14 protein-coding genes are annotated in these 14,734 nt (G+C 65.2%); 8 read left to right on the top strand and 6 right to left on the bottom strand.

The window, feature by feature from the left end:
* Positions 1–3: 3 nt before the first annotated feature.
* Genes hisH through FCS99_RS00700 form a run of 4 tightly spaced genes read right to left on the bottom strand, consistent with a single transcriptional unit; the run spans position 4 to position 3,704 of the window.
* Complete coding sequence (gene hisH / locus FCS99_RS00715) at positions 4–597, bottom strand: imidazole glycerol phosphate synthase subunit HisH (protein WP_138509531.1); 594 nt, start codon at positions 595–597, stop codon at positions 4–6.
* Positions 594–2,501: a histidinol dehydrogenase gene (gene hisD, locus FCS99_RS00710; protein ID WP_199288117.1), complete on the bottom strand. Its 1,908-nt coding sequence runs from the start codon at positions 2,499–2,501 to the stop codon at positions 594–596. Before hisD ends, hisH begins: the two co-directional genes overlap by 4 nt.
* Positions 2,502–2,505: 4 nt before the next feature.
* Positions 2,506–3,390 (bottom strand): ATP phosphoribosyltransferase, encoded by an 885-nt coding sequence (gene hisG / locus FCS99_RS00705; protein WP_138509529.1) that lies wholly within the window; start codon positions 3,388–3,390, stop codon positions 2,506–2,508.
* Positions 3,387–3,704, bottom strand: coding sequence for a YerC/YecD family TrpR-related protein (locus FCS99_RS00700; protein WP_171036189.1), 318 nt, complete (start codon positions 3,702–3,704; stop codon positions 3,387–3,389). Before FCS99_RS00700 ends, hisG begins: the two co-directional genes overlap by 4 nt.
* A 144-nt stretch (positions 3,705–3,848) precedes the next feature.
* On the opposite strand from FCS99_RS00700, the gene FCS99_RS00695 reads away from it, so the two are divergent.
* Entirely contained in the window at positions 3,849–4,145 is a 297-nt protein-coding gene (locus FCS99_RS00695; protein ID WP_233352607.1) for an ArsR/SmtB family transcription factor, read from the top strand.
* Here FCS99_RS00695 and FCS99_RS00690 read toward each other — a convergent pair.
* Positions 4,142–4,552, bottom strand: coding sequence for a rhodanese-like domain-containing protein (locus FCS99_RS00690; RefSeq protein ID WP_138509527.1), 411 nt, complete (start codon positions 4,550–4,552; stop codon positions 4,142–4,144). The two genes, FCS99_RS00695 and FCS99_RS00690, sit on opposite strands and share 4 nt — an antisense overlap.
* A 137-nt stretch (positions 4,553–4,689) precedes the next feature.
* Here FCS99_RS00690 and FCS99_RS00685 point away from each other — a divergent pair, with 137 nt between their 5' ends.
* The 7 genes from FCS99_RS00685 (at position 4,690) to FCS99_RS00655 (ending at position 12,979) form a co-directional block, all read left to right on the top strand.
* Positions 4,690–5,559, top strand: coding sequence for an MBL fold metallo-hydrolase (locus tag FCS99_RS00685; RefSeq protein WP_138509525.1), 870 nt, complete (start codon positions 4,690–4,692; stop codon positions 5,557–5,559).
* A complete protein-coding gene (locus FCS99_RS00680) occupies positions 5,549–7,315 on the top strand; it encodes a SulP family inorganic anion transporter (RefSeq protein ID WP_138509523.1) in 1,767 nt (588 codons plus the stop codon). The genes FCS99_RS00685 and FCS99_RS00680 overlap by 11 nt, the downstream gene beginning before the upstream one ends.
* A 61-nt stretch (positions 7,316–7,376) precedes the next feature.
* Positions 7,377–8,339 (top strand): GAF domain-containing protein, encoded by a 963-nt coding sequence (locus FCS99_RS00675; protein ID WP_138509521.1) that lies wholly within the window; start codon positions 7,377–7,379, stop codon positions 8,337–8,339.
* 143 nt (positions 8,340–8,482) lie between these two features.
* Positions 8,483–10,003, top strand: coding sequence for an aldehyde dehydrogenase (adh, locus tag FCS99_RS00670; RefSeq protein ID WP_138509519.1), 1,521 nt, complete (start codon positions 8,483–8,485; stop codon positions 10,001–10,003).
* A gap of 74 nt (positions 10,004–10,077) precedes the next feature.
* A complete protein-coding gene (locus tag FCS99_RS00665; RefSeq protein WP_138509517.1) occupies positions 10,078–10,440 on the top strand; it encodes a DUF779 domain-containing protein in 363 nt (120 codons plus the stop codon).
* A gap of 59 nt (positions 10,441–10,499) precedes the next feature.
* Entirely contained in the window at positions 10,500–12,455 is a 1,956-nt protein-coding gene (acs, locus tag FCS99_RS00660; RefSeq protein ID WP_138509515.1) for an acetate--CoA ligase, read from the top strand.
* Positions 12,452–12,979, top strand: a complete 528-nt coding sequence (locus FCS99_RS00655) for a hypothetical protein (protein ID WP_138509513.1) — start codon at positions 12,452–12,454, stop codon at positions 12,977–12,979. The genes acs and FCS99_RS00655 overlap by 4 nt, the downstream gene beginning before the upstream one ends.
* A gap of 83 nt (positions 12,980–13,062) precedes the next feature.
* Here FCS99_RS00655 and aceB read toward each other — a convergent pair whose 3' ends face one another.
* Positions 13,063–14,706, bottom strand: a complete 1,644-nt coding sequence (gene aceB, locus FCS99_RS00650) for a malate synthase A (protein WP_138509511.1) — start codon at positions 14,704–14,706, stop codon at positions 13,063–13,065.
* Positions 14,707–14,734: the final 28 nt, after the last annotated feature.

Genomic DNA, 14,734 nt, shown 5'->3' with positions numbered 1-14,734 from the left:
GGACTACTGACTCGCGAAGTTGGACAGGATACGGGCACCGACACGACCGGAGCGTTCCGGGTGGAACTGGCAGCCGGCAATGTGTCCGGCACGGACAATGGCGGAGACTTCTGCGCCGTAGTCGGCCTGGGCCACGGTGTGGGCGCCGACCGGGGCGTAGAAGCCGTGGACGAAATAGGCGTACTCGCCGAGCGAGACAGCGCGCAGGAGCGGCTCGTCCTGGCCGAAGGCCTGAAGCGCATTCCAGCCCATGTGCGGCCAGACCAGGCTCTCGGAGAGGGGCAGTTTCTCCACCCGGCCCGGGATCAGGCCGAGCGTATCGACCTCGCCTTCGGCGGAGTGGTCGAACAGGAGCTGCATGCCCAGGCAAATGCCCAGAAGCGGACGATCATCCTGGCGGAAAGCGTCCGGCCAGCCCCGGTCCTGCAGACGCGCCATGGCAGCCCCTGCCGCGCCCACGCCCGGCAGGATCAGCCGGTCGCAATCGCCGGTCTCGGAAGGGTCGCGCACGACGACATGCTCCAGCCCGGCCCGTTCCAGGGCAAAGCGGACCGAGGCGATATTGGCGCAGCCGGTATCGATGAGACCGATCGTCATGCCAGCATGCCCTTGGTGGACGGCAGCGCGTCACCCTCGATACGGACCGCGCCGCGCAGGGCCCGGCCAAACGCCTTGAAACAACCTTCCACCATGTGGTGGGCGTTCTCGCCCTCCACCTTGACGTGAATGGCCGCGCCGAGACTTTCCGCAATCGAGCGGAAGGCGTGCGAGGTCATTTCGACGGGGAAACCGCCGACCATTTCGCCGGGAATTTCGCCCTCGAACTTGGCAAAGGGACGCCCGGACAGATCGATCCAGACCGAGGCCAGGGTTTCGTCCATGGGCAGTTCAAAGCCGAACCGCGCAATGCCGCGCTTGTCACCCAGGGCTTCACGCAGGGCTTCCCCGAAAGTCAGGCAGACATCCTCGATCGTGTGGTGGGCGTCGATGTGGAGGTCACCCTCCACCGCCACGTCCAGTGCAATCCCGCCATGGCGGGCGATCTGGTCGAGCATGTGATCGAAATAGCCGACGCCGGTCTCGATGCGGTTCGGGCCATTGCGGTCCAGATTGACCGTGACCGTGACATCGGTCTCGCCCGTCTTGCGGCGTTTTGTGCCGGCCCGGGGACCAGAGGCCGCTGCGGTTTCCAATTTCAGCGCTTCAGCCTTCTCGCGGCGCAGACGCATGGCCGTTGCGTGGGCCTCCAGCCCTTCCAGCGCGGCCAGGCGTTCCACGGTCGGAGCCAGACCCGCCGCGCCTTCGGCACTGGCGCGCAGAATGGTGGTGGTCTTCTGGAAGCTTTCCACGGAGACGCCGCCATAGGCCCGCCCGGCCCCGCTCGTCGGCAGGGTGTGATTGGGACCGGCGGCATAATCGCCCGCCGCTTCCGGCGTCCAGGCACCGACAAAGATCGACCCGGCATGACGAACGAGCCCGACCAGGCGTTCCGCACTGTCCGCCTGCAGGATCAGGTGTTCCGGCGCATAGGCATTGGCGACCTCTGCCGCGGCCTCCAGGCTGTCGCAGATCACGGTACGGGAGTTTTCCAGCGCCGCCCGGGCAATCTCGGCCCGCGGCAGGTCGGCCAGCTGGGCTTGCGTCGCGGCAAGCACGCGGTCACGCGTGGCGGTGTCGAAACAGACCAGGACGACCTGGGCCGACGGATCGTGTTCGGCCTGGCTCAGGAGATCGCTGGCCACGAAATCGGCATCGGCCTCGCCATCGGCGATCACCATCACCTCGCTGGGTCCGGCCGGCAGATCGATGGCGGGACCGCCCGGCAGACCTGCGACATAGGATTTGGCGGCGGCGACATAGGCATTGCCCGGACCGAAAATCTTGTCGGCGCGCGGCAGGCCGGCACTCCCCGTTGCCAGGGCGGCGACCGCTTGGGCGCCACCAAGGGCATAGACTTCGTCCAGACCGAGAATCTCCGCCGTCGCCAGCAGGGCCGGGTTCACCCCGCCCTCCCCGTTCGGCGGTGCGACCACGACGATGCGCGGCACACCGGCCAGCTGGGCGGGTACGGCCAGCATGATCAGGGTGGAGACGAGTGGCGCGCTGCCAGCCGGCACATAGAGCGCGGCGACATCAACCGGCGTCGCCCGGCGCGAGGCCTGCACGCCGGACCAGGTCTCCACGGAATAGGCGGAATAACCCTGTTTGATGTGGAAACGGCGCACGGCATCGGCCGCCGCCTTGATGGCCTCGACATCGGCCGCGTCCATGGCGGCGCGGGCCTGCGTCAGGGCATCAGCGGGAACGCGGAAATCATCCGGCGCGTAACCGTCCAGCCGCGAGGCATAGGCGCGCACGGCGGTATCGCCCTGCGCCCGGACCGCATCGACGATCTCGCGCGCCGCGGCGTCCGCGGTCCCGGTTTCCACCGGCCGGGCCAGCGCCCGGCGGCGTTCGGCTTCGGAGGCCTCGTTCCAGATCAGGGTTTCAAGCATGCTCATGGGATCAGGCCAGCATTTTCTCGATGGGCAGGACGAGGATGGCGCGGGCGCCCTCCTTTTCAAGCGCTTCCAGGGTCTCCCAGAAGACGCGTTCACGGCAGACCGCATGCAGGGCGACGACATCCTCGCGGCCGGCAATCTGGGCCACGGTGGGTGCATCGGCCCCGGGCAGGAGCGAGCGGATGGCGTCGAGCCGGTCCACCGGTGCGTTCAGCATGATGTATTTGGTCTGGGCGCAATCGATGACGCCGCGCGCGCGCCGCATCAGGATATTGGCAATCTCGTCGGCGGTTTCGTTGCGGCCCGACTTGCGGCGGATCAGGACGGCCTCACTCTCCAGCACCGTCTCGAAAGCCTTGAGGCCATTGGCCTGCAGGGTCGCGCCGGACGAGACGAGATCACAGATCGCATCGGCAATGCGCAGGCGCGGCGCCACTTCCACGGAACCGCGCATCTCGACGATCTCGGCCTTCACACCATTGTCGGCCAGGTATTTGGCCGTCAGGGCCGGATAGGAGGTGGCCACCGCCTTGCCGTCCAGGTCCTTGGCGGACCTGATGTCCCCGCCCTCGGATGCGGCGAGTTTCAGCGTGCAGCCGGCAAAGCCCAGACGCAGGGCAATCTCCAGCTCCTGGGCGCGGCCGCCGGCCGCCTGTTCCTCGGCCAGGACATTCTCACCGACAATGCCGTAATCGCAGGCGCCGGACGCGACAAAATTCGGGATGTCGTCATCGCGGACCAGCATCAGATCGACATCCATGTTCTCGGCCCGCTGGTGCAGCTTGTCGCGACCATAGGCGAAGCGCAGACCACAGCGCTTGAGCAGATCCATGCCGCCCTCGGCGAGGCGGCCCTTGCTTTGAACGGCAATACGCAGACGCGAACTCACGAGTCCTGCTCCTTCAATCGGTTGAGAATAGTGCGATAGCCCTGCCAGGGCTCCTGGCTGAGAAAACGGGCAACCCGGGTGACCGTGGTGGTGGAGGCGCCGGTCTTCTCAGCGATCTCGCGATAGGAAATCCCGCCCTCATCCAGCAGGCGCGCCACGCGCCAGCGTTCGGTGAGGGTCTTGATCTCGCCCGGCGTCAGCAGGTCCCGCAGGAAGCGCTCGGCTTCCACACGGTCCTCGATCAGCAGGATCGCGTCGCAGAGCGGTCCCAGATCGGGCTGGGCGGAACGGGTATCGGCAGTGATGTCGGCCATGGGTGTTACTCCTTGACCGCCGATATAGCGTGTTAGCGCGCTAACACAATAACAAATTTCAGTCCGCCCCTGCCCGCCGCGTCTGGACGCCGGGGCAAAGCCTGCTTACATACTTGCAGACTTCTGAAACTTCTCAGGTACGCCGTGCAATTCGAAGACATGCAGCCCGTGGCCGATGATGTGGCCGAACTGATGAAGACGCTCGCGCATTCCGGGCGGCTGATGGCGCTGTGTGCGCTGACGGAAGAGGAACGCTCGGTCGGCGAGCTGGCCGAGCAGCTCGACCTGACCACCCAGGCCATGTCCCAGCAATTGGCGATCCTGCGGAACAAGGGGCTGGTGAAGACGCGCAAGTCCGGCCAGACCGTCTATTACGCCCTGGCCGACGAGAAGCTGCGCAAGGTGATGTCCGCGCTCTACGAGACCTATTGCCAGGCCTAGCCGGCCCAATTGCCGATCAGCCGGGCCAGGATGATCACGACCAGGCCTCCCAGGATCCAGGGCAGACCCGGCAGGCTGAACCCGCCACCCTTGCCCTCCACAGGCAGACCGGCCGCTTTCCAGGCCATGATCCCGCCCTTCATGTGACCGGCCGGCTTGAGCCCGGTCGCACGCAGGCGCTGGAAGGCCGTGCGCGAGCGCATGCCGGACTGGCAGTGCAGAATGAGATCGCGGCCCCCGGCCTCGGGCAGGCTGGACGGGTCCAGCTCCGGTAGAGGGCACAGTACGGCCCCGGGAATGCGGGCCCGCGCATGTTCGCCCGGATTGCGGACATCAATGAGAAGACAGCGCCCGGCTTCCAGTTCCGCCTGCACTTCTGCCGGTTCAAATTCCCGAAGGTCTGTCATAGTCCTGTCTCTCCCGGACGCGTCCGGCTTTGCCGGTCGCGCCATCCATCAATCGCATACTTGCATAACTCTGCAAGTACACTATATCAAGCGTGAGACGCGGCTCCGTCCGCACAACGGCCAGAAGAAGAGACGACATGACCCAGAAGCCCGGCATCAAGGCGTTTTTCGACACGGACACATTCACGGTGAGCTATGTCGTCAGCGACCCGGAAACGCGCCGGGCCGCGATCGTCGATTCGGTGCTGGATTTCGACCAGGCCTCCGGCCGGACCTCCACCCGCTCTGCTGACCAGCTGATCCGCTTCATCAAGGATGAAGACCTGACGGTCGACTGGATCCTGGAAACCCATGTCCATGCCGACCATTTGTCAGCCGCCCCCTATCTGCACAAGCAGCTGGGCGGCAAGATCGGCATTGGCGACCATGTCACCGATGTCCAGAAAGTCTTCGGCGACCTGTTCGACGCCGAGCCCGGCTTTGCCCGCGACGGCTCCCAGTTCGGTCATCTGTTCAAGGATGGCGAGACCTTCAGGATCGGCAATCTGGAGGCCGAGGCGATCTGGACGCCGGGCCATACGCCGGCCTGCATGGTCTATCACATCGCCGATGCCGCCTTTGTCGGCGACACGCTCTTCATGCCGGATTTCGGCACTGCGCGCTGCGACTTCCCGGGCGGCGATGCGGCCACGCTCTACCAGTCCGTCCAGAAAATCTACGCCCTGCCCGACGAGACCCGCCTCTTCATGTGCCATGATTACAAGGCGCCGGGCCGCGACTATTTCGCCTGGGAGACCACGGTCGCCGAGGAAAAGGCGAAGAATATCCACCTCAATGCCGAAACCACCCAGGATGCGTTCGTGAAAATGCGCACGGAACGGGATGCCACCCTGTCCATGCCGCGACTCATCCTGCCCTCGGTCCAGGTCAATATGCGCGCGGGCAATCTGCCGGAGCCGGCCGAAAACGGCGTGCGCTATCTCAAACTGCCGATCGATGCTGTCTGATCTGAAATTCAGCCGCTACCTACCCCTGCTGGGATGGCTGCGGACCTATGACCGCAGGACGCTGGGATCGGATGCGCTGGCCAGCCTGATCACGGCCATCCTGCTGATCCCGCAAAGTCTCGCCTATGCTCTGCTGGCCGGACTGCCACCGCAGGCCGGCCTCTACGCCTCCACCACGCCGCTGATCGCCTATGCCCTGTTCGGCTCGAGCCGCGTGCTCGCCGTGGGACCGGTCGCCGTGGTTTCGCTGATGACAGCCGCCGCGATCGGATCGCTCGGCCTGGACAATCCGGCCGACATCATGGCCGCCGCAGGCACGCTGGCCCTGCTCTCCAGCGGCTTCCTCTTCCTGTTCGCCATCTTCCGGCTGGGCAGTGTGGCCAATTTCCTGTCCCGCCCCGTCGTGCACGCCTTCATCACCGCCTCAACCCTGCTGATCATCGGCAGCCAGCTGCGCCATATCCTGGGCCTGGACATGCATGGTGCCACCATTCCGGAACTGGCCCATTCCCTGTTCGAGACCGGTTTTTCCCTGCACTGGGTTCCGCTCCTGGTGGGCGGGACCAGCCTCATTTTCCTTCTGGGATCGCGTGAGGTCCTGCCCGGCCTGCTCAAGAAAGCCGGACTGCCGCCGGCAATCGCGGACGGGTTGGTCCGGGCGGCCCCGGCCCTGCTGGTCGCAGCCTCGACAGTCCTGGCCTGGCAGCTGGATCTGCACGAAACCACAGGCCTGGCGATTGTCGGTACGCTGCCGACCGGCCTGCCGCCGCTCGCCTTTCCTCTGGTCGACCTGGCCACTCTGCGCGCCCTGGTCGGCCCCGCCGCCCTGATCTCGCTGATCGGCTTTGTCGAGAGTGTCTCGGTCGGTCAGTCCCTGGCCGCGCGCAACCGCGAACACATCCTGCCCAATCGCGAGCTGATCGGTCTGGGGGCGGCCAATGCGGCCGCCGCCCTGTCCGGCGGTTATCCGGTGACCGGCGGTTTTGCCCGCTCTGTGGTCAATGACGCGGCCGGCGCCCGCACCCCGATCGCCGGGATCTTCACCGCCCTCATCATCCTCGCCGTCGCGATCTTCCTCACCCCGGCCTTTCATCACCTGCCCAAGGCCGTGCTGGCCGCGACCATCCTGGCGGCGATCTGGAAACTGGCGGATTTCAAGGAGACCTGGCACGCCTGGCAATATGCCCGTGCCGACGGGGCCGCAGCCTTCCTCACCCTGTTCGGCGTGCTGTTCCTGGGCGTGGAATTCGGCCTCACCCTGGGCGTTGCCGTCTCGGTCGGCCTGATCCTGCAGCGGACCATGGCGCCGCACTGGGCCCGGCTGGGCCAGGTGCCCGGCTCGCACCATTTCCGCAATGTGGACCGGCACGATGTCGTCGTCTCACCGCATGTCTATTCCCTGCGGGTGGACAGCGCGCTCTACTTCGCCAATGCCCGCTTCCTGGAAGACCTGGTCGCCCGGCTCATGACGGAAAGCCCGGACACCACGGACCTTGTCCTGATGTTCCCGGCCGTGAATTTTGTTGATGCCAGTGCCCTGGGGTCCCTGCGCGAGATCAATGACCGCCTCAAGGATGCCGGCGTGCGACTGCACCTGTCAGAAGTGAAGGGCCCCGTGGCCGACGGGCTGATCAAGGCCGGCCTGTTCGACGACCTGACCGGCGATGTCTTCCTGTCCCACTATGCCGCCCTGCGCAGCCTCGACCCGGAGACCACGCTCCGGGCCGAGGGCATTGCACCGGACGAAGACGCCTGACCATCGCATTTCGTTCCGTTCGGTTTCTGTGTCATCCTGCAACCGGAAAACAAGGAAGCTGATGGCCCGTCCCGACCACAAAGACACGGTGCACAAGACGGTGGAGTCCGCGACAGCGGCGGCCTCATCGCTTGTGGCGGCGTCCTGGACCCGGTCCATTCGCTATCACGGACTTGATCCGGAAATGCGCCAGGCCGCCGAACGGGTCGAGGTGCAACAGCTCGCCGAGGCCCGACAGGCGGCCGAACAGCTTCTTCTCGTCGCCCGCCCCACCCTGCAGCGCCTTCTGCGCATGGTCGGTGATGATGGCTGCTGCGTGCTGCTGACCAATGCCCAGGGCGTGATTCTGGAACGCCATGGCAGTGCCAGCCTTGCCGGGGATTTCGATCACTGGGGACTGGGCGAAGGCGCGGTCTGGAGCGAGGCGGCCGAAGGCACGAACGGGATCGGCACCTGCCTGGTCGAGAAACGCCCCGTCACCATCCATCGTGACCAGCATTTCTATGCCCGCAATACCGGACTGGCCTGCATGGATGCGCCCATTTTCGATCATCAGGGCCGGCTGGCTGCGGCGTTGGATCTGTCTTCCTGCCGCCGGGACCAGAATGAAGCCATGTCCAACCTGCTGGGCGGGGTAATCACGGATGCGGCCCGGCGAATCGAGGCCGATCATTTCCAGGCTGCCTTCCCGGGCAAGCGGATCATTGTCGGCCAGACCGACCCCAACGGTGCGCCCGTCCTGCTGGCGGTCGACAAGGATGACCTGGTCGTCGGGGCCACGCGGGCGGCCCGCCAGGTCTTCGGGCTGGATGATGCCGCCCTCGCCTCACCGCGACCAGCGACGGACATCCTCAACACGGCCGGCGATTCCCACGGGCTGGATCAGGCCCTGGCCGGTGAAATCCGTCGCGCCCTGGCCCGGGCCGGCGGCAATGCCAGCGCGGCGGCCCGCGCGCTGGGCATTGGCCGGGCCACGCTGTACCGCCGCATGAAACAGTTGGGAATCGACCCGTCCGGGGACTGACATCTCCGAAACTGTCGGGCGAGTGTCTCACCATTGAGACAGTTTTCTCCGTCCCACCCGGACCCCCGCTCCCGCGGCTCCGGAACGCCGCCTAGCCTCCCGGTCAGATGCCCGCAAAAGGGCACACGCAATGGGAGGTTTCCATGAATGTACTGACTGATCCGAAATCCACGATGAAAGCGCCGTTCAAGCCGCGCTATGAGAATTTCATCGGCGGCGAATGGCGGGCGCCGGCCGCCGGTCGCTATTTCACCAATGTTTCACCCATCCATGGCGGTCCGGTGGGCGAGATCGCCCGCTCCGACGCACAGGACATCGAGGCGGCGCTGGATGCGGCTCATGCGGCCAAGGACGCCTGGGGCCATACCCCGGCCGCCGAGCGTGCCGCCTGCCTGATGGCCGTTGCCGACCGGATGGAAAACAATCTTGAATCCCTCGCCCTGGCCGAGACCTGGGACAATGGCAAGCCGATCCGCGAAACCATGGCGGCCGACCTGCCGCTCGCGATCGACCATTTCCGCTATTTCGCCAGCTGTATCCGGTCCCAGGAAGGCTCGCTGGCCGAACTGGATTCGGACACGGTCGCCTATCACTTCCATGAACCGCTGGGCGTGGTCGGCCAGATCATCCCGTGGAATTTCCCGCTCCTGATGGCGGCCTGGAAGCTGGCTCCGGCCCTGGCAGCCGGCAATTGCGTGGTGCTGAAGCCCGCCGAACAGACCCCGGCCAGCATTCTGGTCTGGATCGATCTGGTCGGCGATCTCTTGCCGCCGGGCGTTCTGAACATCGTCAGTGGGTTCGGCCTGGAAGCGGGCAAGCCGCTCGCCTCCTCCAACCGGATCGCCAAGATCGCCTTCACCGGCGAGACCACGACCGGCCGGCTGATCATGCAGTACGCGTCGGAAAACCTGATCCCGGTGACACTGGAACTGGGCGGCAAGTCGCCGAACATCTTCTTCAAGGATGTCGCCGACTCCGATGACGACTATTTCGACAAGGCCCTGGAAGGCTTTGCCATGTTCGCCCTCAACCAGGGCGAGGTCTGCACCTGTCCGTCACGCGCGCTCATTCATGAAGACATCTATGACCGCTTCATGGAGCGCGCCCTCAAACGCGTCGCGGCGATCAAGCAGGGCAGCCCGCTCGATCCGGAAACGATGATTGGCGCCCAGGCCTCGTCCGAGCAGAAGGAGAAAATCCTCTCCTATTTCGATATCGGCCGCCAGGAAGGCGCCGAGATCCTGACCGGCGGCAAGGCCGCCAGCCTGCCGGGCGAGCTGGGCAATGGCTATTATGTCGAACCGACCGTGCTGAAGGGCCACAACAGGATGCGGGTCTTCCAGGAGGAAATCTTCGGCCCGGTCGTTTCCGTGACCACGTTCAAGGACGAGGAAGAAGCCCTGGCGATTGCCAATGACACGCTCTACGGCCTCGGCGCCGGTGTGTGGAGCCGCAATGCCAATACCTGCTACCGCTTCGGCCGTGGCATCCAGGCCGGACGGGTCTGGACGAATTGCTACCACGCCTATCCGGCCCATGCGGCCTTCGGCGGCTACAAGCAGTCCGGTGTCGGCCGGGAAAACCACAAGATGATGCTGGACCACTACCAGCAGACCAAGAACATGCTGGTCAGCTACAGCCCGAAAAAGCTGGGCTTCTTCTAGGTCCTCCCCGGGGATCGGGCCGCGCTTGCCAGCCAGGCATGCTCCCCACCCTTTCTTGCAGAACGGCCAACCCCATGACTGAACCTTCAACCCCGAACATGCGCCGGGTGATCGCCACCGAAGCGGCGATGGACCTTTTGGCGGAGATCCGCCGCGACGTGCCCGACATCCTCATCCACCAGTCCGGCGGCTGCTGCGACGGCTCCTCCCCCATGTGCTATCCGGCCGGCGATTTCCGGGTCGGCGAGCGCGATGTCCTGCTGGGCTATATCGGGGCCGTGCCGGTCTATATCGGCGGCCAGCAATATGAAGCCTGGAAGCACACCCAGCTGATCCTGGACGTCGTCCCCGGCCGGGGCGGCATGTTCTCGCTGGATAATGGGCGGGAGCGCCGTTTCCTCGTCCGCTCCCGGGTCCTGACGGACGGCCCGGCCTGATTGCCAGTCCCGATTGAATCAGTATCGTGCCTTCTCCCCGGCGACCCACGGAGCTTGCCATGACCCATCACGATCCGAACGCAATCTATCCCGTGCCGGCCGATCGCGCGGAAACGACGCTGATCGACAAGGCCCGCTATGCGGAGAAATACCGCCAGTCGATCGAGGAACCGGATGCGTTCTGGCGTGAGGAAGCCCGCCGGATCGACTGGATCACGCCCTTCACGGAAATCTCTGATGTCAGCTGGGACAAGGACGATCTCCATATCCGCTGGTTCGGCGATGGCCGGCTGAATGCCTCGGCCAATTGCATCGACCGCCACCTGCCGGAGAAGGCGGATGACACCGCCATCATCTGGGAGGGCGATGATCCGGATGTGTCGGAAACCATCACCTATGGCGCGCTGCACGAGCAGGTCTGCCGCCTCGCCAACGGGCTGAAGTCCATCGGGGTCCAGAAGGGCGACCGGGTCACGATCTACATGCCGATGATCCCCGAGGCTGCCTATGCCATGCTGGCCTGCGCGCGGATCGGGGCTGTCCACTCGGTCGTCTTCGGCGGCTTCTCGCCGGACGCGCTGGCGGGCCGCATCAGTGATTGCGAAAGCCGTTTCGTGATCACCGCCGATGAAGGCGTGCGCGGCGGCAAGCCGATCCCGCTGAAAGCCAATGTCGACAAAGCGATTGCCTCGGCTGGCGATGTCGACCGTGTGGTCGTGGTGCGCCATACCGGTGGCGATGTCGCCTGGGACGCCACGCGCGATGTGGATTATGCCGAGCTGACCGCGGCGCAAGAGGCCGCGTGCGAACCGGAAGTGATGAGCGCGGAGGACCCGCTCTTCATTCTCTACACCTCGGGCTCGACCGGAAAGCCGAAAGGCGTCCTGCACACGACCGGCGGCTACATGGTCTGGGCCTCGATGACCCATGAATACGTGTTCGACTACAAGCCGGGGGATATCTACTGGTGCACGGCCGATGTCGGCTGGGTGACCGGCCACACCTACATCGTCTACGGACCGCTCGCGAACGGCGCGATCACGCTGATGTTCGAGGGTGTGCCGACCTGGCCGGGACCGGACCGGTTCTGGCAGGTGATCGACAAACACAAGGTCAACACCTTCTACACCGCCCCGACCGCGATCCGCGCCTTGATGCGCGAAGGCGATGAGCCGGTGAAGAAGCATTCGCGCGCCTCCCTGCGCCTGCTGGGCACGGTGGGCGAGCCGATCAATCCGGAAGCCTGGACCTGGTATCACAGGACAGTGGGCGATGAGCGCTGCCCGATCGTGGATACCTGGTGGCAGACGGAGACGGGCGGTGCCCTGATCACCCCCCTGCCCGGCGCCACGGACCTCAAGCCCGGTTCCGCCACAACGCCCATGTTCGGTGTCGCACCGGCCCTGGTCGATGCAGAAGGTCAATTCCTTCCGGAGACCGGAGCGGCCGAGGGCAATCTGGTGATCACGCGCTCCTGGCCGGGCCAGATGCGCACCGTCTATGGCGATCACCAGCGCTTCTTCGAGACCTATTTCTCCACGTATCCGGGCTTTTACTTCACCGGCGATGGCGCACGCCGGGACGCCGATGGCTATTGGTGGATCACGGGCCGCGTCGATGATGTGCTCAACGTGTCCGGCCACCGCCTGGGCACGGCCGAGATCGAGAGCGCGCTGGTCGCCCATGACGATGTCGCCGAGGCCGCCGTGGTCGGCTATCCGCATGATGTGAAAGGTCAGGGCATTTATTGCTATGTCACCCTGATGGGCGGCCGCAAACCCGAGGACGAGGATGTCGCCGCGCTGAAAGCCTGGGTCCGTCAGGAGATCGGACCGGTCGCCACACCGGACCTGATCCAGTTCGCGCCCAGCCTGCCCAAGACCCGTTCCGGCAAGATCATGCGGCGCATCCTGCGCAAGATTGCCGAAAATGAGTTCAGCAATCTGGGTGACACGTCTACACTGGCCGACCCGAGTGTCGTCGATGACCTGATCGAAAACCGGAAGAACCGATGAAGCGTGTCCTGTTTGCCTCTTTTGCCGCCGCCGCGATCCTGTCCGGCTGCGCCACCGAAACCGTACCGGCCTGCCGGGCGCCCGCAGCGCATGAGATGGCCGCGTTCCGCGCCATCATGAGCCATGACCGTCAGGCCCTGGTGAATGCGACCGTGCCCGGCGCGCTGCAAAACGCCGTGTCGAGTGCCGACCCGGCCGTCTCCAGCCATGTCTGGGGCTCGCAGGGCATCACCCAGGGTTCGGTGATCGGCCTCCTGGCCCGCCCGCCCCTGTGCATCCTGGATGACATGCGCACCCCGCCGACCGACGCGGTGCGCCAGATCCTGGTCTATCCGCAGGACAGTTTCGACCGTGTGGCCCCGGCCGCCGAAACGCCGCTGGCCGATGCCCCGCCGCCCTATGGCGTCTCGCGCCGAGATTATCTGAGCTGCCGCTTCGAACAGACGGCGGCCGGCTGGAAACTGGCTGATCTGTGCGGCTATACGCGCCCGGTCGCCCCGGCGACACAAACCGGCACGCGCTGATCCCCGATCGCTGACTGACCGACAGACATGCAAAAAGCGGGGCCGCAAGGCCCCGCTTTCCGTTTCGCACGCCTCAGGCGTGGTCAGTCCTCGAATTCGGCCAAAGCCATCGGCTTTTTCAGATCCGAGGTGATGCGGTCATAGGCCGGCTGGGTGAGGAATTCGGCGAAGTCCTCGTTCAGCACCAGATCCGCCAGGATGTCAGCCGCGCTCTGGATGCGGGCAATGAGCTCGTCCTGACCGGGGACCTCGTCCTGGATGGACGCACAGATATCCGCGATCTTGTTCTCCAGATAGGCAGCCGTCAGCGCGGTGCCTTCCTTGGTGGAACAGTCATAGGTACGCCATTGCCAGAGCTGGGCCCGGGCGATCTCGGCGGTCGCGGCGTCTTCCATCAGGTGATGGATCGGGACCGCCCCGCGGCCACCCAGCCAGGCCGCGATATAGCGGATCGCCACATCGATATTGCCCGACACGCCCTGATCGGTGATGTCGCCTTCCGGCGCCGCCAGCAATTGCTGGGTCGTGACCGGGAGTTCGTGCGGATCGGGAGCCCGGTCGACCTGGTTGGCCTTCGGCATGAACTCGTCGAACACAGCCTTGGCGACCGGGACCAGGTCCGGGTGCGCCACCCAGGTGCCGTCATGGCCCATCTTCACTTCGCGCAGTTTGTCCTGACGGACTTTTTCCTGCGCGGCGGCATTGGCTTCCGCATCGCCCTTCACCGGAATGAAGGCCGACATACCGCCCATGGCGTGGGCGCCGCGACGGTGACAGACCGCGATCACCCGGCGCGAATAGGCGTTCATGAAGGGCACGGCCATGGTGACCGCAGCACGATCGGGAAGCACATGCTCCTTCCGGGACTTCAGACGCTTGATATAGCTGAAGATATAGTCCCAGCGGCCGCAATTCAGCGCGACGATATGATCTTTCAGCTCATAGAGAATCTCGTCCAGCTCGAAGGCCGCCGGCAGAGTCTCGATGAGCACGGTGGCGCGCAGCGTGCCGCGGGCCAGGCCCAGCTCGTCCTCGGCATGCTGGAAAACCAGGCTCCACAGACGCGCTTCCAGACGGCTTTCCAGCTTGGGCAGGTAGAAATACGGGCCAGTGCCGCGCTCGATGAGCGCTTGCGCATTGTGGAAGACATAGAGGCCGAAATCGAACAGCGAGCCCGACATGGCCACGCCATTGATCAGGACATGGCGCTCGTCCAGGTGCCAGCCGCGCGGGCGGACGATCAGGACGGCGGCGTCATCATTGACCTGATAGCGCTTGCCATTCTTGGGATCGGTGAAATCGATCTCGCGACGGATGGCGTCGCGCAGATTGATCTGGCCTTCCACGAGGTTCGACCAGAGCGGTGCCGTGGCATCCTCGAAATCGGCCATGAAGCATTTGGCGCCGGAATTCAGCGCGTTGACGACCATCTTGCGGTCGACCGGGCCGGTAATCTCGACGCGGCGGTCCTGCAGATCGGCCGGGGCCGGACGCACGGTCCATTCGCCAGCGCGGATGTCCGCGGTTTCGTGCGGGAACATCAGCAGCGCGCCCTGGTCCAGCTCTTCCTGGCGTTCCTTGCGGTAACGCAGCAGGGACTGGCGGCGCTTTTCGAAGCGGCGGTGCAGGCCGGCGAGGAAGCTCAGCGCCTCGTGGGAGAGAATGTCGCGATAGCCGGGTTCCAGATGGCCCAGAACTTCGACACCGGTGGGAGCAGTGAGAGTCATGACAGGCTCCTTTGGGGTTGAGGCAGGT

Source organism: Maricaulis alexandrii (assembly GCF_005871165.1).
Taxonomy (GTDB): Bacteria; Pseudomonadota; Alphaproteobacteria; order Caulobacterales; family Maricaulaceae; genus Maricaulis; species Maricaulis alexandrii.
The sequence above is the reverse complement of the archived record's forward strand: the minus strand, read 5'-3'. Positions and strand labels throughout refer to the sequence as shown.